Below are 23303 nucleotides of genomic sequence, written 5' to 3' on the forward strand. Positions count from 1 at the left end.
CCAGCAGCCTGGAATGATCTCCCGCGATGCATGCGTACGCCAATGTCGTGAGATAGAACGACTACAGGCGAGACAGCGCTTCCTCCCGCGGCCAGCACGGGATTTGCCTATAGGAAATGTTGACCGCGACCGCGCTTTGACAAGGCCCTTTGTGGAGCACCTTAGTCGCACTGATGCGGAAGAAGATGACATCTTCCAGGCCGTCGAGCACTTTATACAGTTCAACGTAGAGAAACATCGGCTAGCTCTCGAAGGGGAGATAGCAGATCGCGAATGGAGAGATCGCGGCGACAGGCTCAGGCAGAGGTGGAAGAATATCGCTCGAAGTACCCGACTTGATTATCGGGGGCAGCCTCCCCAGGAGATTGGAAAGCGCATCCTAGCGCAGGCTACTTATCAACACCTCGAGCCATTGGGTGGAGAGACCTGCAACGAGCTATACATGACATCAGGGCACTACCACCGTCTTGCCGATGATGATGAGGTATGGTGGGACCCAACCTATCAATCACAAGAGGCTAAGTAGAATGCGCTCCGATCATGAGGAGGTACTGCTTCGCAACCCCGCGCTTGGAGCCTGCGCCTTTTGGCATTTATCACGCATGTTCTCCGAGTACGGCTTCGGACGTGCGCCAGAGCTACCTTACTTCCTGATAGCAGCAGGAATGATATTCCACGGTGGCACAATGGAGAAGGTACGGCGAATGCAATTCGATAGCGGCATCCTGAAAGCTGTATCCGACAGGCCAGATATTGTGGCAGGACTTCAACGGCGTATGGAGGACTACTCGCTCCTGGCTCTTGAAGCGCTACAAGTAGGCTCAGCTGCAGGCATCTTGCAGCGAGAAGGTGGCGAAGGTTTTCCTTCGTTCCGCGCAATCGGGACCGACTTACCAAAACCTATTCGCTATGGTGAAGGGAGCGTCCCAGACATCTTCAACTGCGCGAAACGCCTTGGCGCGTGGTTCGCAGCTGAAAAGATCAATATGCTGCAAAAGCAGCTCAATATAGAACTTTAAGATGAAACTCTTCATTCACCAACTCATCATTTGGCCAGAAGATCCGAACCATCTGCCGCGGGTCGTCGCGTTTGATCCGGAGAAGGTCAGCGTTATCAGCGGCTGGAGCGCAACAGGTAAGTCGTCGATAATCGCTATTATCGATTATGTGCTAGGTGCCGGCACATGCACTATCCCCGTTGGTGAAATCCGAGACTATGCCTCTTGGTATGGCCTACTGATGGAGACTGATACAGGCTTGATAAGAGTAGCTAGGAAGAAGCCGGAGGGGCGACAATTGTCCAATGCTTTCTGGATGCAGCAAGGCGCTGACGTAGAAAGCCCATTACCTATTTTACCCACTGCCAACACCAGTGCGGAACGCTTCAAACTAGCTATGGATGCCCTCTCCGGATTATCCAATCTTCGTTTGAACCCCGAAGAAGGTAACGGCTTCAACGAGCGCGCATCATTCCGCGACATGGCTGCGTTCAATTTTCTGCCACAACACATAGTGGCAAACCCATATACAATGTTTTTCAAAGCTGACTCATCAGAGCATAGAGAGAAGTTACAGAACGTACTACCCCTTGCTCTCGGCATCATCACCAACGAAGACTTGATGCGCAGTCATCGGCTATACCTACTGCGTAGCGAGTTAAGGAAGCTTGAGACGGAGTTGCGCACTCGTCGGAATGGAATTGAGAATTGGCGCGCGAACGCCACTGGCGCATTTTATAGAGCCCAGGAGTTAAACTTAGTTCCAGCTGGTGAGCCTCCAGAGGATCTCCGCACTCTTATTAATGTATTACAGCAGGTAGTGAATTCTGGAGGACGTACAGTCGCCGCGCCTGACAGAGTTTCGACCTCAGTTCAACGTTTAGAGGATATCCGAAAACAAGAGCAAGAGCTTGATGCGGAGATCTCAGCACAGCGGCGACGCCTACGGCGCCTCAGGAGTCTTCGTCGGTCCGTTCTTGATTATGAGGATGTACTAGAGGATCAGCAGGCTCGGGTGCAGGGTGTAGGATGGTTCAGGAATATGATTGCTGCTGAGCAGTGTATACTCTGTGGTTCTGACAGTATGGTCGCTCGCCGCACACTTGAAGAATTGGAAGTTCCGATCAAGGAGCTAAGTGAGCTGAGCGCTGGCACGTCCTCAACTGAGCCGATGGTTGATAGCGAGATAGTTTCTATTCAGCGCAAGCTGCTCTCTGATGAGCGATTGTTGCTTGATCTCAGGCGTACACGTCAGGAGTTTGAAGCTACAGTGGACGCAGAACGCGGCCTTAGCCACAGCTTGGAGAGTGTCTACCGTTTTATAGGTGGCACTGAACAAGCGCTAAAAATCATCAGCGATGTCGAAGGTGACGACGGTCTCCAAGCACGTGCACTTATCCTTCAGAAAGAAATCGATCAGCTGCAGCGTCAATTAGACGAGAAGGGGCGCAAAGCGCGAGAGAAAGCTGTAGGAGAGGCAATTTCGAGCTATATCCTCCGCTTTGTAGACGCACTAGGGATTACCGGTGCCGTGGGCAATCCCGTCTTAGACGAACGCGAGCTGAACCTGTAGTTTGTGCGCGATGGCGCTGATAGGCCTGACTTCTTATGGCAAATTGGCAGCGGCGAGAATTGGATGGCCTATCACTTGGCGACGCTTCTGGCACTCCATGGTGTTTTCCTGAAGCGCAGTAAGCAAAATCCTGTACCAACTTTTCTGATCATTGATCAGCCGAGCCAAGTTTATTTCCCGAGCGATACTTTTGAGGCGGTCGTAGAAGGCACCACTAAGACCGGCAACCTTACACAGAGGTCTCGCTCGCGCCGTCATTTGGATGATCTTGAGAGCACCCGACAAATTTTCCGAGCATTGTCCAGGGCACAGCGAAGCTTCAAAGGACGTTTACAGATCATCGTGCTGGATCACGCCGATCACCACGCCTAGGGCGACGAGACAAATGTAACACAGATGGAGAATTGGAGGGGAAGTGAAGACTTTCTCATTCCAAGCGCTTGGCTAAACTCCCCTGGCGAGAGAAACTAGGTTTATTCGGGCAGGCAATGTAGTCCCGGTAGACATCGGAGAGGTCGGGTCTATTCATTCATCTCTCAAACGAGATTAATAGGTCCTGAGCCTAGCTCTACCCTACCTTGCAGATGAGCTTGCTTAGAATTGGCGAGCTGTGGGTATATGCTGCCCATTAAGGCAGTGCCCTAGTATGTATTAGACACTCGACTCCGCATGGGTTGTCATACCAATGCGCTAATCCCCCTAAGATTAACCTTGGTATAATTTAGTTCGGTTTCTAACCCGATGTTGCTCATGCAAACCGTTACGTTGCTCTAAGCTAGGCTTGAAAGGATGGTTTCCATGAGGGTTCTGCTGTTCATCCCAATTTTACTTTTGATACCAGTATCTGCGGACGCACAGGCATGGCGCAACTGTGTACAGGGCTCAATTGGACCTGGTGGTTGTGATTCCATCGGACCGGGTGGTGGTAAATCCATAGGTCCTGGCGGAGGCCTTTCTATCGGTCCGGGGGGAGGTCGCTCTATAGGTCCGGGAGGTGGTCATTCCATAGGTCCCGGGGGTGGACGATCTATCGGTCCTGGAGGCGGCCAATCAATCGGACCAGGGGGCGGGCGGTCGCTAACTCGAGATCGACGGTATGGGATCAGCCCTGACGATCTTATGAACGACGACTTCTAGATTGCGTATCCGTAGGGGGAAGAATGGCTCAGAACTCTATTTCCCATTTTTGATAAGGCAGCTTCGCTTGTTTTGACCCAGCCTGGGCATTATTGGCTTCATTCCGAGCCATGTAACCAGGAGGTAACCGCGGCCTCACAGCGGCTCTGAAATAATTGGCGATCCCGGGAAGACTCGAACTTCCGACCTTCGGTTTAGGAAACCGCTGCTCTGTCCTGCTGAGCTACGGGACCGCTGGAATGGTGGGATTTAGCACGGTCTGCAGGGGCATTCCAGTGGGTTGCAAACGCGTGTTCGGAGTCAGGCGTCTCCCCTGAACGATTGCAGCTTCAAGCCGAAGGAACTCCCCACGGCCAAGCCGGTTGGTGAAGGCAATTGGAGGCACATCATGGCTCAGACGCTTCGCGACTTCCTGAAACAGGTCGAGCATCTTCCCCCCGACACCTTGCTCTGCGTTGCCGAAGTGGATGAAGCCTTCGCGGCCCATGTGGCGGAGGTCGAGATCATCGAGGATGCGAAGTCTCAGAATCGGAAAGCGGAAGGAATCGAGGCGGTGGAACTCGGCAACGGTAAGGAGCGGGTTGTGGTGATCCGCTGGTAGCCTGAGGAGAAGAAACGGCAATCCGCATAGTGCGGCTCGTCAGCAGAGCCACGACCACGAGAATTCAGGCCAGAGCGGGCACAAGCCGCAGTCACACGGCCCGGCCCCGAAAGAGCGCTGATCCGGCCCCGTCAAGCGTAGCCGTTTCATCCTGAACAGGTATGATCCTGTCTCATGACGGGATCGACCCTGCGGATGCTGCTGGCCCTGTGCCTCGGACCTGCACTGGCCATTGGCAGCCAGGCAGCCCTCGCACAGACGCGCCCCATGCCGCGGCCCGCGGAATGCTTGGGTGAGGCTCGCAGCGACCGGCTGCAGGGCCTGACGCCGGAGGGCGATCTCATCCTGATGTCGGGGCAGTTGGCCCGTCTGTCCGGCATCCGCTTTCCCGACGCTTCACCCCATCGCGAACACGCTCTCTCCTGGCTCAGGGCGCGCATCGGTCAAACGGCCGATGTCCTGGGGCCTGACAGACGCGACCGCTGGAATCGGATTGCCGTCCGAATCCGGTCGTCCGACGAGCCCCCAGCGCTCGACTGGGCACGTGGGTTGGTCGAGGCCGGCCTCGCCTTGGTCGATGCGGGACTCGATGGAGTTTTCTGCCAGCCCGAACTCCTCGCCCTCGAGGCCACGGCCCGCGAACGACGCCTTGGTGTTTGGGCCGATGACCGCTATAAGCCCCTTGATGCAAATCAATCCGAGCGCCTGCGCGAGCGGATCGGCAGCTTCGTGCTGGTCGAAGGCCGCGTCAGGAGCATCGGCGAGCGCAAGCAGCGCACCTATTTGAACTTCGGGGGGCTCTGGGCAGAAGATTTCACGATTATTATTCCGAAGACGACCTGGAAACAGATGTCGGATCGCGGCCTGAACGCCGAGGCGCTCAAAGGCCGGCGGATCAGGACCCGAGGCATTTTGCAGTCTTGGCAAGGCACCGCAGTTTCGATCGTCATACCGGATATGATCGAACGTCTCGAAGGCGATCATCTGCCACGATGAACGAGCATGATCAGAACACGTCGAACCGGTAGTTTCATCCTCGGCAGCCTCGTGCTCGCAGCCTTGCTCGCGGGCTGCACCGGCTTTGGTGGGGACGTATCGCTTCCGGCGAACGCCCCACGGGTGATCGGCCCGGATCGCGACCGGGATCATGTCCGTCTCGTCAGGGCCTTCGGCGGAGAAGGCCGTGCGCCTCAGCTCCAACAGCTCCTGACCGATGTGACGAACCGGCTCGTCATGGCCACCGACCGGCCGGACGAGGCTTTCCAGGTGACGATCCTGAACTCGCCCGCGGTCAATGCCTTCGCCCTGCCGAACGGACGCCTTTATGTGACGCGCGGCCTCCTGGCGCTCGCCAACGACACCTCCGAGGTGGCGGCGGTCCTCTCTCACGAGATTGCCCATGTCACCCTGCGCCATGCCTCCCAGCGCAGCGAGCTGCAGGCTCGCTCGGCCCTGATCGAACGGGTGGCCGAGAACGTGCTGAATGATGCCGAGGAGGCCGCTACGGCGCAGAGCCAGTCCCGCTCGACGCTGGCCAGCTTCTCGCGGGCGCAGGAGCTCGAGGCAGACCAGACCGGCGTGAAGGTTCTGGCCCGCGCCGGTTTCGATCCCTTCGGGGCGCCGCGTTTCCTGACGTCGCTCGGGCGCTCGGGCACGAGCTCCGACAACCAGACGGGGGACCGGCTGGCCTCGCATCCGAGCACCAACGACCGCGTCTCAAGGGCCTTGCAGGCCGCGCGGCGGACGGAACTGGCCGATGCCGGCGAGACCGGACGGCTTGCCTATCTCACAGCGCTCGAGGGGCTCTCCTACGGCGACGATCCGGCCGACGGCGTCGTGAAGGGCCGCCGTTTCGTTCATTCCCGGCTCGGGGTTGCGTTCGAGGCGCCTGAGGGCTTCAGCCTTGAGAACACCTCCCAGGCTGTGCTCGGGTCCTCGGCCGACGGCGAGCGCCGCCTGCTCTTCGATGCGGCCGATACGCCGGAGGGCCAGAGCCTGGAAGACGTGCTGCGCTCGACATGGACGGACACCATCGAACCCGGCACCCTCACGCCCGGCATGGTGAACGGTCTGCCCGTGGTGACGGCCCTGTCCAACGGCAAGGAATGGACCTTCCGCCTCTCGGCCGTCCGGATCGGCAGCACGACCTACCGGCTCATCATGGCCACCCGGGGCAACAGGGGCGATCTGGAAGCGATCTTCCAGCAGACCCTGAACAGCGTCCGGCAGGTGCAGCCCGATGAGGCAAAGCGGATCAGGCCGCTGAAGCTGCAGGTCGTCACCGCCCAGCGGGGCGACACCGCGCAAATTCTTGCCGCCCGCATGCCGATCGACCGGCCGCTCGAACGCTTCCTGCTGCTCAACGTCCTCGACAGGAACGCTCCCCTGAAAGTGGGCGAGCGCTACAAGATCGTGGTGGAGTAGAAGCCTTCGCTCACATCCATGAAACGGCATCGGCGAGGCAGTTGCCCGCCTCGCCGATCCATATTCCGGGAAATTCTGTGCCTCAGACAAACGCGCCGGAGGCCTGAGGGTAGCGCTCCACCAGAGCGCGCTTGAGCTTTTCGAGTGCGCGGTTCTCGATCTGGCGCACCCGCTCCTTCGAAATCCCGAGGCGGTCGCCGAGGAACTCCAGGGTTACCTGCTCGTCGTCAAGGCGACGGGCGCGCAAGATGCGCAATTCGCGTTCGTTGAGGACTTCGAGGGCCTGCTGCAGCCAGCGCACGCGGCGCTCGGTATCGATCGAGTCGCTCACGGTCTCGTCGGGCAGCGGGCTGTTGTCGACGAGGAACTCGACCCGTTCGGCGGAGTTCGATGAATCGGCATCCATAACCGGTGCGTTAAGCGAGGTATCCGGCCCTGAGAGACGGGCATCCATGAGGGCCACATCCGCCTTCGAAACACCGATGGCCTCGGCGATCTTGGCATGCACATCCGAGGAAATGCGCTCTTCCCCACCACGGGTGAGGCGGGCGCGCAGGCGGCGCAGATTGAAGAAAAGAGCCTTCTGGGCGGAACTCGTCCCGCCGCGGACGATTGACCAGTTACGAAGGATGTAATCTTGCACGGAGGCGCGGATCCACCACGTCGCATAGGTCGAGAAGCGGACTTCCCGTTCGGGCTCGAACCGAGCTGCGGCTTCAAGGAGGCCCACATGGCCTTCCTGAACCAGATCGGCCATGGGCAGGCCATAATGACGGAAACGGGCTGCCAGCGCGATGACGAGGCACATATGGGCAGCAGTCAGTTGATGAAGCGCCGCCTCATCGCGGTTCTCTTTCCAGCGCACGGCAAGAAGGTGCTCCTCTTCTCTCTCGAGAAAAGGTGCATTCATGGCAGCGCGGACGAACCGGCGGCGAACCCCTGAGATTTCTCCCATTGTGTGCTCTCCCTTGGCAGAGACACAACGAGCGAGGCTGCGAAAAGTTCACTTCCAACAGCCAAGTTCTGCAAAATAGATTCCTGCCTTCCAAAAACAAGGCTTTGGACACAAAAAAGCCCGGCCGACGGCCGGGCTTCTGAAACCTCGTGAGGTTGCGCGATCAGGCGGCCTCTTCCTGCAGATCGTCGCCTTCCGCATCGCCTTCACCCTCAGCGCCCTTCACGCGGCGCGGGGACTTGGCAAGACTCTGCTCGATGAGCTTGAGCGCCTCGGTGTCCGTGATCTTGTTCACGGCCGCGATCTCGCGCACGATCCGGTCGAGGGCGGATTCGTAGAGTTGGCGCTCGCTGTAGGACTGCTCGGGCTGGGCCTCGGAGCGGTAGAGGTCGCGCACAACCTCGGTGACGGCGATCAGGTCGCCGGAATTGATCTTGGCCTCGTATTCCTGGGCGCGGCGCGACCACATGGTGCGCTTCACGCGGGCACGACCCGTCAGAACGTCCAGAGCCTTTTGGACCAGAGCCGGTTCGGCGAGCTTGCGCATGCCGACGCTGGAGGCTTTACCCGTGGGGACACGGAGGACCATCTTGTCCTTGTCGAAGGAGACGACGTACAGCTCCAGTTTGAAGCCTGCGATTTCCTGCTCTTCGATGGCCGTGATGCGGCCGACACCGTGAGCGGGGTAAACAATGGCTTCACCGGACTTGAACCCAAGACGCTGGGCGGACTTCTTGGCGGTTGTCATGCGAGAGAGGCCTCCTTGCATGGTCCTCGCCTGGGCGGCGAGGGAGCTGTTGTCTCATCGGGCAGGGTCCCGATAAAACGAGGATAGGATGTGAGTGTCACGGAACTTGAGGATTCCGCTCGTCTCCCTGATATAAGCAGCGGCTACAAACGCTCATGCCCTTGACCAAGGCAGCAACGCTCCCTTAAGTCAAAGGACGCGAATCTTTGCTTCATTATGTGAACCGCCGGTCTGCAGAGACGGTGCACGGCTTGAGCGCAAGCGACGGCATTCACGGACCCTATCACAGTCCGGCCGAAAAAGCAAAAATATTTCAAAGCACAGCGTTAAGGAAGCCGGTTCGACTCAAGTCTTGAGCTTAGTCGCCTTCGCCCGGATTGGGCGAGAAGAATGCCTCGAACTTGCCCGCCACGCCGTCGAATTCCTTCGCATCGGCGGGCGCATCCTTCTTGAGGGTGATGTTGGGCCAGCTCTTGGCCATGTCGGCATTGAGCTTCAGCCATTGCTCGAGGCCCGGCTCCGCATCCGGCTTGATCGCCTCGGCCGGGCATTCCGGCTCACAGACGCCGCAATCGATGCACTCGTCCGGGTGGATGACCAGCATGTTCTCGCCCTCGTAGAAACAATCGACGGGGCACACCTCCACGCAGTCCATGTATTTGCACTTGATGCAATTTTCAGTGACGACGTAGGTCATGCACGGTCCTTCGGAGGTCTGTTCCAATCGAGAGAAAGGGCTGCTGCCGCACAAGCGCATCGTGCGGAAAAGTGGACCCGGTTTTCCAGTCCACACGATGCGCACTTCAAGGAGAGGAGCATCGGATGGACCCCAAAAGTGGTGTCCACTTTTGGGTCCGATGCTCTAGCCGTTGTCGGGGTCGCTGACAAGCACTCCGTTGTCCTGGCTGAGGTCCAGGTAGAGCAGCCTTGCTTCCGTTGCAGGGCCCCGGCGCTGCCCAAGCCCCTCAACCCGGACCACGAGGGTGGCCCGGGCAAGCGCGACGGTCACCACATCACCGACACCCACGCCCTTGGCGGCGTTGTCGGTGCGCTGTCCGTTGAGGCGGACATAGCCGCTTGTGACCATCTTGGCGGCCAGGGTCCGGGATTTCGCGAAACGCGCGAACCACAGCCACTTGTCGAGCCGCTGCCGGTCCTCACGCATGCCGTCAGGGTCTCACTTCTTGTTGTCCTCAAGCTGCGCCTTGAGGGCCATGAGCTTGGCGAAGGGCGAATTCGGATCCGGCTGCTTCTCGCGCCGGTCGCGCGCGCCGTCCTGGCGGTTGTCGGCGCGCTTGTCGGGCCGCGGACCGCGGCGCTCGTCCCCGCGACGGCCTTCCCCGTGACCCGGACCGCGCGGTGGGCGGTTCTGCGGGCGACCGCCCTCCCCTTGCGCTTCGCGGCGCTCGGGACGCGGCCGACGCTCGCCGGTCTGATCGCCCTGGTTCGCACCATGGCGCGGGCGACGGTCGCCGCGATCTTGGCGCTGATCCGGGCGGTCGGAACGCTCGCCGCGCTCGTGACGACTGCCTCGGGCGTCGCGACCGCGATGAGGCTGTGCGCCTTCGTGATGGCGACGGCCCTGCCGCCAGACCTCGATCATCTCTGGCTCGGCAGGAGTTGTCTCCGCAGGAGCAGCCTCACCTGATGCGTCCGCGGAAGCCATCGCCTCGCCCTCGGGCGAAGCTACGGCCTCGGCAGCGCTGGCCTCGACCTCCTGCTCGGAGACGAACGTCTCGGGAGCCTCGACGGCAACCGCGCCGATTTCCTCGGTGCCGATTGCAGCCTCGGACGCCTCGGCGGGAGCTGTCTCGGATGGAGCTTCCTCAGCGGCAGCTTCGCCTTGAGGCGGGGCGGCCTGGGGCTCGATAGCCCGCGGGGCTTCCACGAGCGGCACGGTGATGGCCGGGCCGGGACGACGATCCATCACGTAGCCGAGCGATTTCAGGATCGTGGCGAAATCCTCGCCGGCGCAGCCGACGAGAGACGTCATGGCAACGGTCGGCACGAAGCCCTCGCCATCGGCGGCACCCGCCGGCGGCTCGCCGGGGGTGATGCCGGGACGGTAGGAAATCGCCGGACGGATGAGGTCGGCCAAGCGCTCCAGAATGTCGACGCGGACGGCGCGGCCGCCGAGCACCCGGAAGCCTGCGGCCCGGTACAGCCCATGGGCGATCTCCGGATCGACGGGAATCGAGGTGCGGCCGGACTGGGCGAGATGAGCGATCTCGTCGATGCCTTTCTGGTCGAGGCCGCCGTTCTGCAGGGCCCAGAGCTGGGTTGCGAGGACGCGGGGCGCCGGCTTCAGCAGGGCCGGCAGATAGAGGTGGTAGGCACCAAAGCGAACCCCGGCCTTGCGCAGGGCGCCTCGGGCATCCTGATCGAGGCTGCGGACATCGTTGAGAACCTTGGCGCGCTCCAGCACCCCGAGGGCCTCGCCGATCTGGAAGCCGATGCCGCGGGCCAGACCCTGCAGCTCCTGGCTGTCCTCGAGCTGCTGCAGAGGTCCAAGCAGACGCACCACATAGGCCTTGAGCCAGGCGCGCAGGCGGTTGTCCACCTTGTCCCGGGCCGGGCCCGTGAGATGCTCGTCGGAGAGAATGCGCAGCTTGGGATCGAACAGCTTGTCGCCCGGCTCCAGCTTGGCCACCGGGTCGCCCATCCAGCGAATGGTGCCGTCGTTCGACAGCACGAGCATCGTGTCGGGGGTTTCGGCGAATCGGTCCGCCCGCGCCTCGATCTCGCCGGCCAGCGCCTTGCCGGCGGCGTTGCGCAGGGTCTTGACCTCCGTGGTGTCGGCCTGGGGGTCGGGCACGAAATGGAAGCCGTGCAGGTGACCGATGTGCTGACCCTCGACGGTGACGTCGCCGGTGGTCGTAATTTCCGCTTCGAGCATTTTGTTCTCTCTCAAGCGCCGCATGAGAACGCTCGTCCGCCGGTCGATGAACCGTTGGGCGAGGCGTTCATGGAGCGCATCCGATAGCTTGTCCTCTACCTGACGCGCAACATCCTGCCAATGCTCCGGATCCTTCAACCAGTCGGGACGATTGGCGACGAAGGACCAGGTCCGGACCTGGGCGATGCGGTTGGAGAGGGTATCGATATCCCCATCGGTCCGATCCATAGCGGACAGATGGCGGGCAAACCAGTCGGCCGGGATGGCCCCGTCCTTCATGAGGAAACGGTAGAGCTGGCCGACAAGATCCGCATGGGTCTGTGGCGAAACCTTGCGGTAGTCCGGTACCTGGCAGATCTGCCAGAGCCGCTCCACGGCATACTGGGAGCGGGCCATGGCCTGGATGTCGTCTTCCCGGGCCAGAACTTCGAGGGACATGACGTCTTCGCCGGTGGGAGCCCGCACGAGCCCATGCTCCCGCGGCTGGTTCCCAAGCGAATCGCGTAGGCGCGCCAGCGAGGAGAAGTCGAGATCCGGATTGCGCCATTGCAGGATGCGCACCGGGTCGAACACGTGATTTTCGAGCGCTTGGACGGTCTCCGCGTCGAAAGGCGGGCAGCGGCCGGAGGTGCCAAAGGTGCCGTCGCGCATGTAGCGGCCGGCACGGCCGGCGATCTGGGCCAACTCGGAGTTGTTCAGCTTGCGGAACTGGAACCCGTCGAACTTCTTGTCGGACGCGAAGGCCACATGGTTCACGTCGAGATTGAGGCCCATGCCGATGGCATCGGTGGCAATGAGATAATCCACGTCGCCGTTCTGGAAGAGCTCGACCTGGGCGTTGCGGGTCCGGGGAGAAAGGGCGCCGAGCACCACGGCGGCGCCGCCGCTCTGGCGGCGGATGAGCTCGGCGATGCCATAGACCTCCTCGGCCGAGAAGGCCACGATGGCCGAGCGCCGTGGGAGGCGCGAAACCTTCTTCTCGCCGGCGAACGAGAGCTGCGACAGCCGCGGCCGGGTGACCACATGGACGCCCGGAATCAGTGCCTCGATGACAGGGCGCATGGTGGCCGAGCCGATGAGCAGCGTCTCCTCGCGCCCACGCTGGTTTAGCAGGCGGTCGGTGAAGACGTGCCCCCGGTCGAGGTCGCTGGCGAGCTGGATCTCGTCGACGGCCACGAAGGCGACGTCGAGATCCCGCGGCATCGCCTCGACGGTGGAGATCCAGTAGCGCGGGCGGTCCGGCTTGATCTTCTCCTCGCCGGTGACCAGGGCGACGTTGTGGGGGCCGGCCTTCTCCACCACGCGGTTGTAGACCTCGCGTGCAAGCAGGCGCAGGGGCAGGCCGATCATGCCGCTGTCGTGGCCGAGCATGCGCTCGATGGCCAGATGGGTCTTGCCAGTATTGGTGGGGCCGAGCACGGCCGTGACGCCGCGCGAACGCACCTGCGGGGGAAGGGAACGACGGGCCATGCCTGGATGTCGGGTAATCTTGAACGTCCCGGAGTAACAAGAGGCTGTACGGGCTGGACGCCGGAGCCGGAAGCCTTCTTCAAGGCAGACCGGCCCTCGCGGCCGGCTGCGGGCTATGCCCTTATATGGGCACGGGCGCCTCTTTCGCTACCCGCCGCGGGTGCTTTCGCCAAGGATTCTCTAGACATAATATGAGAGCTTATTGCACAGCCCCGGCTTGGACGGCCTCATCCGCCCGCACGGCCTTGCGCATCGGCCGGGACGCCTTGCCGTCTCCTTCCAGCGACCAGAGCGAGGCCTGCATCTCGCCGACGCCGATCATCGTGCGCACTGAGACCTTCAAGGGGAAGAGCAGGCGCGGACCTTCGACGGGAGCAAGCCAGACGGACATGTCCCGGTTCTCCTGCATGAACTTGGTGGCCGGACGCTCGGGCCGGTGGCCGGAGACCGGTACATAGCGGGCATTGCAGATGAGAACCGGACCGGAATAGCCCTCAACCTCGATAGTCTTGGTCTCCGCATAGCTGAGAACCACATTCATGCGGGAAGCGCCGTCAAAGACCGGTATAGTCCGATTGCAGTTATCGGGATCAGTCAGGCTCTTGGACGCCAGAGCAGGCATGAGCAGCGCACTCATGGGATCGACGACACCCTTCTTGTCGGCAGGCTTGACCGGGATCCGGTCTTCCTTGGGCTCGAGAGGCGGGTCGATTTCGACATCAGCCACATGGCCGCCCTTCAATCCCATGCGGACGCTGCGCTGGTTGTCTGAGGTCTTCGACACCACGGCGAAGTTCGTTGAGCGCGGGCCAGCTTCAGCGAGCGTGCCAGAAGCGGACGCTTCACCCTTGCCGCCTGTCAGGATCATGGCGAGGCCTGTCAGCTTTGCATTGCCCTGCATCTCGTATTTTTTTCCCTTGAAGGACGAGACCAGGTCTGCTTTCCCTAAGGGCAGACCCGCAAGGGAGAGGTCATACGTCACCTTGAGGGTCTGAGCTTGGGCGAACGAAGCCGTTCCCGCAAAGGCCAGGGTGACGAGAGCTGAGGCGATGAGGCGCATAGGGCTGTTCCGATAGTCTATTCTGTTGCATCGCACGAGATTCGGAATAAATCGTGACCACGCGGCCGAAAAAAAGGGGGTGCGACGTCGCGCTATTCTTGACCCACACCCCTGTTTCGGCTTATAGGCTCGCACCTTCCAAGGACTTCTGGTGTCCGGCCGCGTGGGATCTGCGATCTTGCAAACCCGCGAATTGTGGTCGCGACCCTCACACGACGAATAGGATTGAACCCATGTCGCGCCGTTGCGAACTGACCGGCAAGGCCGTGCTGAGTGGCCACCTGGTGAGCCACTCGAACCGCAAAACGAAGCGGAAGTTCCTGCCGAACCTCTGCAATGTCACGCTCCAATCTGACGCTCTGCAGCGCTCCTTCCGCCTGCGCGTCACCGCCAATGCGCTCCGCTCGGTCGAGCACCGCGGTGGCCTCGACGCCTTCCTGGCCAAGGCCAAGGCTGACGAGCTCTCCACCACCGCCCTGGCGGTGAAGCGCGAGCTCGAGAAGAAGCTCGCCGCTGCGAGCTGATCTCGGATCGCCTCTGAGAAATATGCTTTGCGGGCGGCCCTGGTGCCGCCCGTTTTGCGTTATCTGAAGGCTTAAGCATTGTCTGGAAAGTCCATCCCATGAGCCAGATCGACCGCCGCGACTTCCTCATTGCGCTCACCGCGATGACCCTGGTCGTCCTCTCGTCGAACATCCTGGTCCAGCATCCCTTCACTCATTGGGGCATGGGCGACTACCTGACATGGGGTGCCTTCAGCTATCCATTCTCGTTCCTGGTCACGGACCTGTCGAACCGCCGCTTCGGAACGCAAGGCGCCCGTCGTGTGGTCTATGTGGGCTTCGTGCTGGCCGTGGTGCTCTCGGTCGTCCTGGCGACGCCGCGCATCGCCATCGCGTCGGGTGCGGCCTTCCTCGTGGCCCAGCTCCTCGACATCAGCATCTTCGCCCGCCTGCGCGACAAGGCTTGGTGGATGCCACCCTTCATCTCCTCGGTGATCTCGTCGGGGCTCGACACGGCGATCTTCTTCTCGTTCGCCTTCTATTGCGGCGTGGTGCCGGGCTTCGGCCTCACGATCAGTGAGATGTTGGGTCAAGCGGGAATCGTCGACGAGTGCATCGCCCTCCCATGGGTCAACCTTGCCATAGCGGATTATGGGGTGAAGCTCGCACTGGCCGCCATCGCGATTGCCCCTTACGGTGCTATCCTGGCGCTCATGCGCCCGCGGCTGCAGCGGACCGCCTGATTGCCATCGTTAATCGCGACGTCGTGAGACATCCGTACGCTTGGCGTCTCCACCGGCAACGACGGCACCCGCGACTGCGGGACCCTGCCGACCGCATTTGAGGCGGCGCAGATCGATACCAGGCGTAGGCCAGCTGGCCTTCAGCGTGCGGAGATTGCCGATTGGAGAGGTGTCTCCCGAGAGACCGGCATTGAGCAGGTCCTTCGTGATCCGCGTCCGCACAGCCGCGCTGGGGGATCCGAGAACCACCGCGATGACGCGCCTGCCGCCGCTCACGGCTGAAATGGCCACGTTGAACCCGGAGGCGCAGACATAACCTGTCTTGGTCGCCTCGAGGGAGGCATAGTCCTCGATGAGCTTATTGGTGTTCTTCAGCGTCCGGCCATTGACCGTGACTGCCGGCGTCCTGAACAGGTCGGTATGGGCCGAGTGATGGCTTAGGACGGCCAGCATAAGAACGGCCATGTCCCTGGCGTTGGTCACCTGACGATCGTCGTGCAAGCCGTTGGCATTGACGAAGCGCGTCCCGCTCATTCCGAGGCGCCCGGCCTCCGCGTTCATCGCGGCTACGAAGGAGGCCTCGCTGCCGCCGACGGCCTCCGCGACTGCGACCGCCACGTCGTTGGCGCTCTTGACCATCATCACGAGCAAGGCGTCCTCCAGGCGGAGAGACGTGCCTTCCGGAACGCCCAGCTTGCTCGGGGCTTGGGACACGGCCCAGGCGCTCATGGGTACGGACGTATCCATGGAGAGCCTGCCTGACTGGACCGCCATGAGGGCAAGATGCGCCGTCATCAGCTTGGTAAGGGATGCCGGATGCCAGGACCGAGTAGCCTCCTGAGCCGCCAGAATGTTGCCGGAGGACGCATCGACCAGCAGCAAGGGCGAGGCGCTGGCGCCCGTCAGGAAAAGGCCGGCGGCCAGTAGGATCGAGGGCGCCTTCATGACGCGATGGTTGACGAAAACCGCGGCCTTTCGCAAGTGATCAGTGGCCCCGCTACCCCAGAATCTCCGGGCCGGTGCGCCGGCAACGCCACATGGGCTCTAGAGAGCCTCCTCCGCATAGGGCGGGTGGGGAATAGCCTGATGGGCCGCCCGTAGGGCCGCCGACCAGCGATCGCGCAGATCGCGGAAATACGGCTCGTCCTCCTGGATTCGGTACGTCACGCTTGCCTTGAGCGCGTCGCGCTTGGCCACCACGATATCGATCGGCAGGCCAACCCCGAGATTGGACTTCAAGGTTGAGTCCATCGATATGAGCCCGAGCTTCAGTGCCTCAACAAGGCTGGTGTCGTGGGCAATCGCCCGGTCGAGGATCGGCTTGCCGTATTTCGGTTCGCCAATCTGCAGGAAAGGCGTATCGGTGGTGGCCTCAATGGCATTGCCGGCTGCATAGATCTGATAGAGCCGCATCTGGCCTCGGCCGATCTGCCCCCCAAGCAGCATGGTGACGTCGAAGGTCATGTTGCGCTTTTCCATCTCGATCCCGTCCATCTCATAGACACGACGGATGGTACGCCCGACGAGCTGGGCCGCCTTGAACATGCTCGAAACCGTGAAAAGAGTCTCGACCTCACCAGTCTCGGGATTCTCGATCCCGTCCGAGAGCAGCGAGAGGACGGATTGGCTTGCCGAGAGATTGCCCGCCGTGGCCAAGGTGATCAGCCGCTCACCCGGCTTCTCAAACACATGAAGCTTGCGGAATGTCGCAATATTGTCGACGCCTGCATTGGTACGCGTGTCGGCGATCATCACAAGGCCATCCTGTACGAGGATGCCGACACAATACGTCATGGGTGTTCCTCCAGGGGTCTTCTGGTCGAATTGCTGCGGTTTCGAGGCCATTCTTACGCCTGTGCTTGGCGGGCGCCTTCGATCCTCAAACGAACGTCGAGCGCCTCACGGGTAGCGCCGTAATAGCTTCCTCGGACCGGGGCTGCATCAAGATAATCGAGCCCGATGGCGAGCCGGACGTAGTGTTCCGTTGCGGAAACGGCATTGGTCGGGTCGAAACTCACCCAACCGAGATCCGGGAGATAGGCCTCGACCCAGGCATGACCGGCCTCCTGCTCGACCTCGCCGGGCTTGTGAAGGTAGCCGGAGACATAGCGGGCCGGGATCTTCAAGGAGCGCGCTGCGCTCAGGAAGATATGGGTGAAGTCCTGGCAGACCCCATGACCGGCCGCAAAGGCTTCCGTTCCCAAGGTCGTGGAGCTCGTGGCTTGCGTGTCGAAGCGCAGGCGCTCGGGGATTGCGCTCATGAGCGCATGAGCCTGATCAAGCGGATTGGTGAAGCGGCCCGCCGTGACCTGCGCAAATTCACGAATGTCGGCATCGGGACGGGTGAGAGGCGTCTCGCGCAGGTAGAAGATCTCCGGAAATCGTTCGACCCCTCCCCGGATGATACCGGCCGTATCCGTCGTCTCCACCTCGCCGGCCACGCGCAGGACGATCTGGCTGACCGGACCGGGCACGGACAAGCTGTGTATGATGTTGCCGTACCAGTCCTCCCGACGCATGAGGCGGCCCTCGCCATCCATGTCGATATTCCAGGACAGGACCGTCTGGCTGTCGCAGCCACGGGGCGTGAGGCGCAGGAGCTGAATCGCCGATCGTGCGGGCTCGCTGTAGTGATAAACCGTCTCGTGGGTGATGCGGATGCGCATGGGTCAGCACAGATACTGATTCGAGATGGCGAGACTGAGCCGGTTGTTGTCCGCCAGGAAGTCCTGGAGAAACTCGTGCAGCCCATGCTGAAAGATATCCTCGATGTTCCGGTTCGTCAGCCGGGCGTGGGTCGCCCTTGCTTGGCGCTGCGCCGCGCCGGACGTGCCATAGCGATGCGAAAGATCGTCGAGGTGGCGTGAGAGCGCACCATAGCAGGCGGCCAGCGACCGGGGCATCTCCTCGCGCAGGATCAGGAGATCCGCTACGAGCCAGGGCCTCAGATTCTGATGATAGACCCACTGGTAGCTGACCAGCGCCGAGACCGAGCGGAGAATGGCGGCCCATTGATAATAATCGATGCCGCCACCCACGGGTGCATCCTGCGGCAGGAGCACGTGATACTTCACGTCGAGCACCCGCGCCGTGTTGTCGGCCCGCTCGATGTAGAGGCCGAGCCGCGAGAACCAATAAGCATCGTTGCGCAACATGGTGCGCATGGCCGAACCATCGTAGCGGAGTGAAGCCTCCTTCACGAGATTCAGGAATTTCGGCAGATCCTCGACTTTGATCTTCCTGGCCTTGTAGCGGCGTAGATCGAGCCAGGCGGAGTTGATGGCCTCCCACATCTCCGATGTGAGAGCGCTGCGGACGGAGCGGGCATTCTGGCGTGCGGTGTCGAAGCTGTTCTGGATGCTTGAGGGATTCGCCTCCGAGAAGGCCAGGAACTCGATCACGTTCTCAGGCGTCGCCTCGCCATAAGTGGCCCGGAACTCATCGACACCGCCAGCCGTGATCAGGGCCGATTCCCACTCGTTGGTTTCCAAATCGTTGTAGGAAATCGGCATCGACGCCATACGATAGGCGACATCGAGGATGCGTGCGGTGTTCTCGGCCCGCTCCACATAGCGGGAAAGCCAGTAGAGGCTGTCCGCGTCACGACTCAGCACGACAAACGCTCCCTGCTCATTCGCTCAAGACCCAGGTATCCTTGGTTCCGCCGCCCTGGCTCGAATTCACCACGAGGGAGCCTTCCGTCAGCGCCACTCGGGTGAGCCCACCGGGCACGAGCCGTACGCCGTCGCGGCCAGTCAGAACGAAGGGGCGCAGATCCACATGGCGCGGCGCCAGACCTTTCTCGGTGAAGATGGGGCTCGTTGACAGGGCGAGCGTCGGCTGGGCGATGTAATTGTCCGGGTTGGCTAGGACCCGCGCCTTGAAGTTTTCGCAAGTCTCCTTCGTCGCATGCGGTCCCACGAGCATGCCGTAGCCGCCCGAGCCGTTGACCTCCTTCACGACAAGTTCGTGTAGATTATCGAGCACATAGGAGAGTGCCTCCTGCTCGCGGCAGCGCCACGTTGGCACGTTCTTCAGGATGGGCTCCTCGCCCATGTAGAAGCGCACCATGTCCGGCACATAAGAGTACATGGCCTTGTCGTCGGCAACGCCCGTGCCGGGCGCGTTGGCAATCGCGACATTGCCCGCCCGATAGGCGGCGATGAGGCCCGGCACGCCGAGGCCGGAATCGGGGCGGAAGACCAGGGGGTCGAGGAAGTCGTCGTCGATGCGGCTGTAGATCACGTCGACGCGCTTCGGCCCCTCGGTCGTGCGCATGTAGACCATCTCGTCGCGCACGAAGAGATCGCGCCCTTCGACCAGTTCCACGCCCATGCGGTCGGCCAGGAAGCTGTGCTCGTAATAGGCCGAGTTGAGGGAGCCGGGGGTAAGCAGAACGACGGTAGGGTCCCAGGGAGAGCTCGCCGGCGCCACGGATTTGAGGGTGCCCAGAAGCTCATCCACGTAGTTCTCGATGGGCCTGATGCGCTGGATGCCGACGAGTTCGGGAAAGAGACGCATCATCACTTCCCGGTTCTCCAGCATGTAGGAGACTCCGGAGGGTGTGCGCAGGTTGTCTTCGAGCACGTAGAAATCCTGGTCGTCGACCCGGACGAGGTCGATGCCGGCGACCTGCACATAGATGCTGCTGTTGAGATTGAGCCCCTGCATCTGCGGGCGGTAATACGGATTGAGATAGACCAGCTCCGGCGGAATGATCCCGGCCCGCAGAATATCCCGCTGGTTATAGATGTCCTTCAGGAACAGGTTGAGCGCTGTGACGCGCTGCTCCAGGCCGCGCGACAGGCGGGCCCATTCCTGACCGGAGAGAATGCGCGGAATGATATCAAAAGGGATCAACCGCTCTTCGGCTTCCGCATTGCCATAGACCGCAAAGGTGATGCCGACCCGGCGGAAGAAGAGTTCTGCCTCCTCGCGGCGGTGTTCCAGCAATTGCGGCGGTACCGATTTCAGCCAGTCCTGAAGGACCCGGTAAGCATCGCGGCTCTGACCGCCATGGCCGTTCATCTCGTCGAAGATCGTCTGTGCCGCCACCGAGTCTCCTCAACCCTTGATGCGACGGCCCGATGCTGGACAGGGATCGGGCTCGCAGAAGAGAGCTTAGTTGCCTAAAACCTAGGGCTTCAAGCGGGACGAACGAGTACGAGATGCAAAGTATGATGAGAAAAGGAGCAGATGCGTACGAAAATGGCAGAGCGGGTTGCCGCGTCAGCCAGCCATTGAGAATTCCAGCAACAACGTTCTCTGCAGCGAGCTAAAATTGTTGTCGGAGATCAGCGACAGAACCGTTTCGCCGCCCTCGCGGTGAATCGCCAGTCCCTCCATGTTGTCGACCTGATGCGAGGCCTCGCTCTCGTAGAGTACGGCTCCATCAATGCGCGCGCCTGCTCGGATCGCCGCTGTCTCGACACAGCGCAGGCGGCACGCGAATCCGCCGAGGAGCGAAAATCGCCGCTCCAGGATCACGGCATTGCCATCAGGCAGGAAGGCCAGGTCCGTGATGACATAGCCACCGGAGAGAGCCACCTGAAAGGTCCCCTGCCTGGATCCCGTGAGGATGAAGCCGTTGCCACCTTCGGCGATGCCGATGAGAGCGCCGCTGAGAGCTGAGCGTTGCGGCGCGACGGCAACAGCCTCCAGGCCGCCATTGCTCGGTAGATCCTGCAGGGCCTTAGGAACGGGGATCGGGACGCCCCGGATGATGCTGCCCGCCGCATTGCGCTCGAAGCGGATGACCGCATGGTTGCGCTCGGTGCCAATGAAGACCGCATTGCCTGAGAGCGCGAAGCTCTCTGTGTCGTAGTAGCGCGACCGCCGCATCGGGACGCCGTTGCCCAGGGTCAGGGGAGACAGGACCGGACTGGACAGGCCGGAGAGACGGCCGTCTGCAGTCTCGATTCGAGCTTTCAGGATCTGCGCATTGTCGGCAAGGGCGATGATCTCCTGACCATCGCCGGAGCGCCACAGGCCCGAAAAGCCCCCGAAGGCCGACACATCGGAGCGCAGGTCGATTCCAGACCGGAATGCGAGGGCGCCGAAGCGGCTGCGGTCCGGATCCGTGACCGACAGGCGGCTGATCGGCTTCGTCTCTACCTGAATCGCCGTTGCCACCCTGAGGGCCTGCGGACGCTGCGCCACGGCGACGCCCGTGCAGGCAAGCGTTGCGGCGGCGGCACCGCCACCGATCAGGATATTGCGGCGGGTGAGCCTCAAGCAAAGGCCTTGCGGCGGGGAGCGCCACGGACCGGCGGGCCGGCATTCTCCTCAAACAGCTCCGCGAGCTTTTCGGTCATGACGCCGCCGAGCTCCTCTGCATCGACGATGGTCACGGCGCGGCGGTAATAGCGCGTCACGTCGTGGCCGATGCCGATGGCGATGAGCTCCACGGGCGAGCGGGTCTCGATCTCCTCGATGACGTATCGCAGGTGGCGCTCGAGATAGTTGCCGGGATTGACCGACAGGGTCGAGTCGTCGACCGGCGCGCCGTCCGAGATCACCATCAGGATGCGACGCTGCTCGGGCCGGCCGAGCAGGCGCTTGTGCGCCCAGTCGAGAGCCTCGCCGTCGATGTTCTCCTTCAGCAGGCCCTCGCGCATCATCAGGCCCAAGTTCTTGCGCGCGCGCCGCCAGGGCGCATCCGCCGACTTGTAGATGATGTGGCGCAGATCGTTGAGGCGGCCCGGATTGGCCGGCTTGCCGGCCTGCAGCCACGTCTCGCGGGCCTGCCCGCCCTTCCAGGCGCGGGTGGTGAAGCCGAGGATCTCGACCTTCACGCCACAGCGCTCAAGGGTACGCGCCAGGATGTCGGCGCAGGTGGCCGCCACTGTGATCGGGCGCCCGCGCATGGAGCCGGAATTGTCGAGGAGCAGCGTCACCACGGTGTCGCGGAAATTCGTGTCCTGCTCCTGCTTGAAGCTCAGGGGCTGGTAGGGATCCATGATGATGCGCGGCAGGCGCACGGGATCCAGCGTCCCCTCCTCGAGGTCGAACTCCCAGGACCGGTTCTGCTGCGCCATGAGGCGGCGCTGCAGGCGGTTCGCCAGACGCCCGACCACGCCCTGGAGATGGGCAAGCTGCTTGTCGAGATAGGCGCGAAGGCGTGTTAGCTCGTCCGCATCGCAGAGATCCTCCGCATGGATGATCTCGTCGAACTTGTTGGAATAAGCCTTGTAGTCGGGGCCGCGTTGCTCATTGGAACGCGACGGCGGGCGCCAGGATTCGCCGGCATCCTCGGAATTGGCTTCCTCAGATTCCTCAGGCATCTCGCCGGAAGGACCATCGGCCTCTTCCGTTGCGCCATCCTCCATCTCATCGCTGGAATCCTCGCTGACCTCCACCTCGGCGCGGTCGCCCTGGCTTTCCTGCTCGGACTCGCCCTCGCCCTGCTGCTCCTGCTGCTCGGATTCGTTCTCGTCCTCGTTCTCCTCGTCTTCGGAGTCCATGGACGCCTCGTCGGCCATGTCCAGGGAGGAGAGCATGTCGCGGATGTTGCGGGCGAAGCTGCGCTGGTTCTCGATGTTCTTGAGCAGGCCGTCGAGGTCTTGGCCCGCGCGGTCTTCGATGAAGTCGCGCCAGAGATCGACGATCTTGGCCGCCGAGGCGGGCGGCTTCTGTCCGGTCAGGCGCTCGCGCACCATGAGGGCGAGCGCATCCTCGAGCGGCGCATCGGCCCGATCCGTGATCTCCTCGTACTTGCCGCCGCGATGATACCGGTCTTCCAGCATGGCCGTGATGTTCGACGAGATGCCGGCCATGCGCCGGGAACCGATGGATTCCACGCGCGCCTGCTCGACCGCATCGAACACGGCACGCGCGGCCTGACCCTCAGGGGCGAGCTTGCGATGAAGAGTGGTGTCGTGGCAGGCCAGCCGCAGCGCCATGGCGTCGGCATTGCCGCGCAGGATCGCCACATCCTGCGAGGTCAGCCGCCGTGGAGGCTCCGGCAGGCGGGCCTTGTCCTGGCCCATGAGCACCGGACGATCGGACGCGAAGGCCACCTCAAGGTCGGGTTTCCGGGCAATCGCCTTCATGGTGCCGGCGATGGAACGCTTCAGCGGCTCCGCCGGCGCTTCCTTCTTCTCACCTGGCTTGCGGTTCGAGATGGACATCGAATTCCTTCATCCGTCATCCCGGCCGGAGCGTAGCGAAGAGCCGGGATCGCTAAAACCAGCGAA

The 23303-nt window shown here is 61.9% G+C and carries 22 protein-coding genes and 1 tRNA gene; 9 read left to right on the top strand and 14 right to left on the bottom strand.

Annotation, left to right across the window (positions count from 1 at the left end):
* Positions 1-13 precede the first annotated feature (13 nt).
* Genes I2H36_RS20490 through I2H36_RS19805 form a run of 4 tightly spaced genes read left to right on the top strand, consistent with a single transcriptional unit; the run spans position 14 to position 2943 of the window.
* A complete protein-coding gene (locus I2H36_RS20490) occupies positions 14-526 on the top strand; it encodes an ABC-three component system protein (RefSeq protein ID WP_425523289.1) in 513 nt (170 codons plus the stop codon).
* 1 nt (position 527) lies between these two features.
* Entirely contained in the window at positions 528-1019 is a 492-nt protein-coding gene (locus tag I2H36_RS08685; RefSeq protein ID WP_196263489.1) for a three component ABC system middle component, read from the top strand.
* Between the two features lies 1 nt (position 1020).
* Positions 1021-2571 (top strand): DUF3732 domain-containing protein, encoded by a 1551-nt coding sequence (locus I2H36_RS08690; RefSeq protein WP_210331004.1) that lies wholly within the window; start codon positions 1021-1023, stop codon positions 2569-2571.
* Between the two features lie 3 nt (positions 2572-2574).
* The gene (locus tag I2H36_RS19805) at positions 2575-2943 is read left to right on the top strand and encodes a DUF3732 domain-containing protein (protein WP_343234417.1); all 369 of its coding nucleotides are present in this window, start codon (positions 2575-2577) and stop codon (positions 2941-2943) included.
* Between the two features lie 921 nt (positions 2944-3864).
* Here I2H36_RS19805 and I2H36_RS08695 read toward each other — a convergent pair.
* Positions 3865-3941: transfer RNA gene (locus I2H36_RS08695), tRNA-Arg, on the bottom strand.
* 155 nt (positions 3942-4096) lie between these two features.
* Between I2H36_RS08695 and I2H36_RS08700 the strand changes: the two genes are divergently transcribed.
* From I2H36_RS08700 to I2H36_RS08710, 3 genes are all read left to right on the top strand, one after another.
* A complete protein-coding gene (locus I2H36_RS08700; protein ID WP_196263490.1) occupies positions 4097-4309 on the top strand; it encodes a sugar phosphorylase in 213 nt (70 codons plus the stop codon).
* A 174-nt stretch (positions 4310-4483) separates the two neighbouring features.
* The gene (locus I2H36_RS08705; protein ID WP_196263491.1) at positions 4484-5305 is read left to right on the top strand and encodes a thermonuclease family protein; all 822 of its coding nucleotides are present in this window, start codon (positions 4484-4486) and stop codon (positions 5303-5305) included.
* A 6-nt stretch (positions 5306-5311) separates the two neighbouring features.
* Positions 5312-6733 carry a M48 family metalloprotease gene (locus I2H36_RS08710; protein WP_196263492.1) on the top strand — a complete coding sequence of 474 codons (1422 nt, stop codon included), beginning with the start codon at positions 5312-5314 and terminating at the stop codon, positions 6731-6733.
* Positions 6734-6815: 82 nt separating this feature from the next.
* Here I2H36_RS08710 and I2H36_RS08715 read toward each other — a convergent pair whose 3' ends face one another.
* From I2H36_RS08715 to I2H36_RS08740, 6 genes are all read right to left on the bottom strand, one after another.
* Positions 6816-7688 (bottom strand): RNA polymerase factor sigma-32, encoded by an 873-nt coding sequence (locus I2H36_RS08715; protein WP_196263493.1) that lies wholly within the window; start codon positions 7686-7688, stop codon positions 6816-6818.
* Positions 7689-7851: 163 nt separating this feature from the next.
* The gene (locus I2H36_RS08720) at positions 7852-8436 is read right to left on the bottom strand and encodes a CarD family transcriptional regulator (RefSeq protein WP_196263494.1); all 585 of its coding nucleotides are present in this window, start codon (positions 8434-8436) and stop codon (positions 7852-7854) included.
* A gap of 358 nt (positions 8437-8794) precedes the next feature.
* A complete protein-coding gene (fdxA, locus tag I2H36_RS08725) occupies positions 8795-9133 on the bottom strand; it encodes a ferredoxin FdxA (protein ID WP_036358241.1) in 339 nt (112 codons plus the stop codon).
* Positions 9134-9298: 165 nt separating this feature from the next.
* Complete coding sequence (locus I2H36_RS08730; RefSeq protein ID WP_196263495.1) at positions 9299-9601, bottom strand: RNA-binding S4 domain-containing protein; 303 nt, start codon at positions 9599-9601, stop codon at positions 9299-9301.
* A gap of 12 nt (positions 9602-9613) precedes the next feature.
* Positions 9614-12802 carry a helicase-related protein gene (locus tag I2H36_RS08735; protein ID WP_196263496.1) on the bottom strand — a complete coding sequence of 1063 codons (3189 nt, stop codon included), beginning with the start codon at positions 12800-12802 and terminating at the stop codon, positions 9614-9616.
* A gap of 199 nt (positions 12803-13001) precedes the next feature.
* Positions 13002-13862: a DUF3108 domain-containing protein gene (locus I2H36_RS08740; protein WP_196263497.1), complete on the bottom strand. Its 861-nt coding sequence runs from the start codon at positions 13860-13862 to the stop codon at positions 13002-13004.
* Positions 13863-14095: 233 nt separating this feature from the next.
* Here I2H36_RS08740 and rpmB point away from each other — a divergent pair, with 233 nt between their 5' ends.
* Positions 14096-14386 (top strand): 50S ribosomal protein L28, encoded by a 291-nt coding sequence (rpmB, locus tag I2H36_RS08745; protein WP_196263498.1) that lies wholly within the window; start codon positions 14096-14098, stop codon positions 14384-14386.
* 98 nt (positions 14387-14484) lie between these two features.
* Positions 14485-15108, top strand: coding sequence for a queuosine precursor transporter (locus tag I2H36_RS08750; protein WP_196263499.1), 624 nt, complete (start codon positions 14485-14487; stop codon positions 15106-15108).
* A 9-nt stretch (positions 15109-15117) separates the two neighbouring features.
* Here I2H36_RS08750 and I2H36_RS08755 read toward each other — a convergent pair whose 3' ends face one another.
* The 7 genes from I2H36_RS08755 to cobT form a co-directional block, all read right to left on the bottom strand.
* Complete coding sequence (locus I2H36_RS08755) at positions 15118-16053, bottom strand: D-alanyl-D-alanine carboxypeptidase family protein (protein WP_196263500.1); 936 nt, start codon at positions 16051-16053, stop codon at positions 15118-15120.
* A gap of 99 nt (positions 16054-16152) precedes the next feature.
* The gene (locus I2H36_RS08760; RefSeq protein WP_196263501.1) at positions 16153-16902 is read right to left on the bottom strand and encodes a proteasome-type protease; all 750 of its coding nucleotides are present in this window, start codon (positions 16900-16902) and stop codon (positions 16153-16155) included.
* Between the two features lie 53 nt (positions 16903-16955).
* The gene (locus I2H36_RS08765; protein WP_196263502.1) at positions 16956-17774 is read right to left on the bottom strand and encodes a transglutaminase family protein; all 819 of its coding nucleotides are present in this window, start codon (positions 17772-17774) and stop codon (positions 16956-16958) included.
* Positions 17775-17777: 3 nt separating this feature from the next.
* Positions 17778-18722, bottom strand: a complete 945-nt coding sequence (locus I2H36_RS08770; protein ID WP_196263503.1) for an alpha-E domain-containing protein — start codon at positions 18720-18722, stop codon at positions 17778-17780.
* 16 nt (positions 18723-18738) lie between these two features.
* Entirely contained in the window at positions 18739-20136 is a 1398-nt protein-coding gene (locus I2H36_RS08775) for a circularly permuted type 2 ATP-grasp protein (RefSeq protein ID WP_196263592.1), read from the bottom strand.
* 201 nt (positions 20137-20337) lie between these two features.
* Positions 20338-21342 (bottom strand): esterase-like activity of phytase family protein, encoded by a 1005-nt coding sequence (locus I2H36_RS08780; RefSeq protein WP_196263504.1) that lies wholly within the window; start codon positions 21340-21342, stop codon positions 20338-20340.
* The gene (gene cobT, locus I2H36_RS08785) at positions 21339-23237 is read right to left on the bottom strand and encodes a cobaltochelatase subunit CobT (RefSeq protein ID WP_196263505.1); all 1899 of its coding nucleotides are present in this window, start codon (positions 23235-23237) and stop codon (positions 21339-21341) included. The genes I2H36_RS08780 and cobT overlap by 4 nt, the downstream gene beginning before the upstream one ends.
* Positions 23238-23303 lie beyond the last annotated feature (66 nt).

This window comes from Microvirga terrestris (assembly GCF_015694425.1).
Classification (GTDB): Bacteria; Pseudomonadota; Alphaproteobacteria; order Rhizobiales; family Beijerinckiaceae; genus Microvirga; species Microvirga terrestris.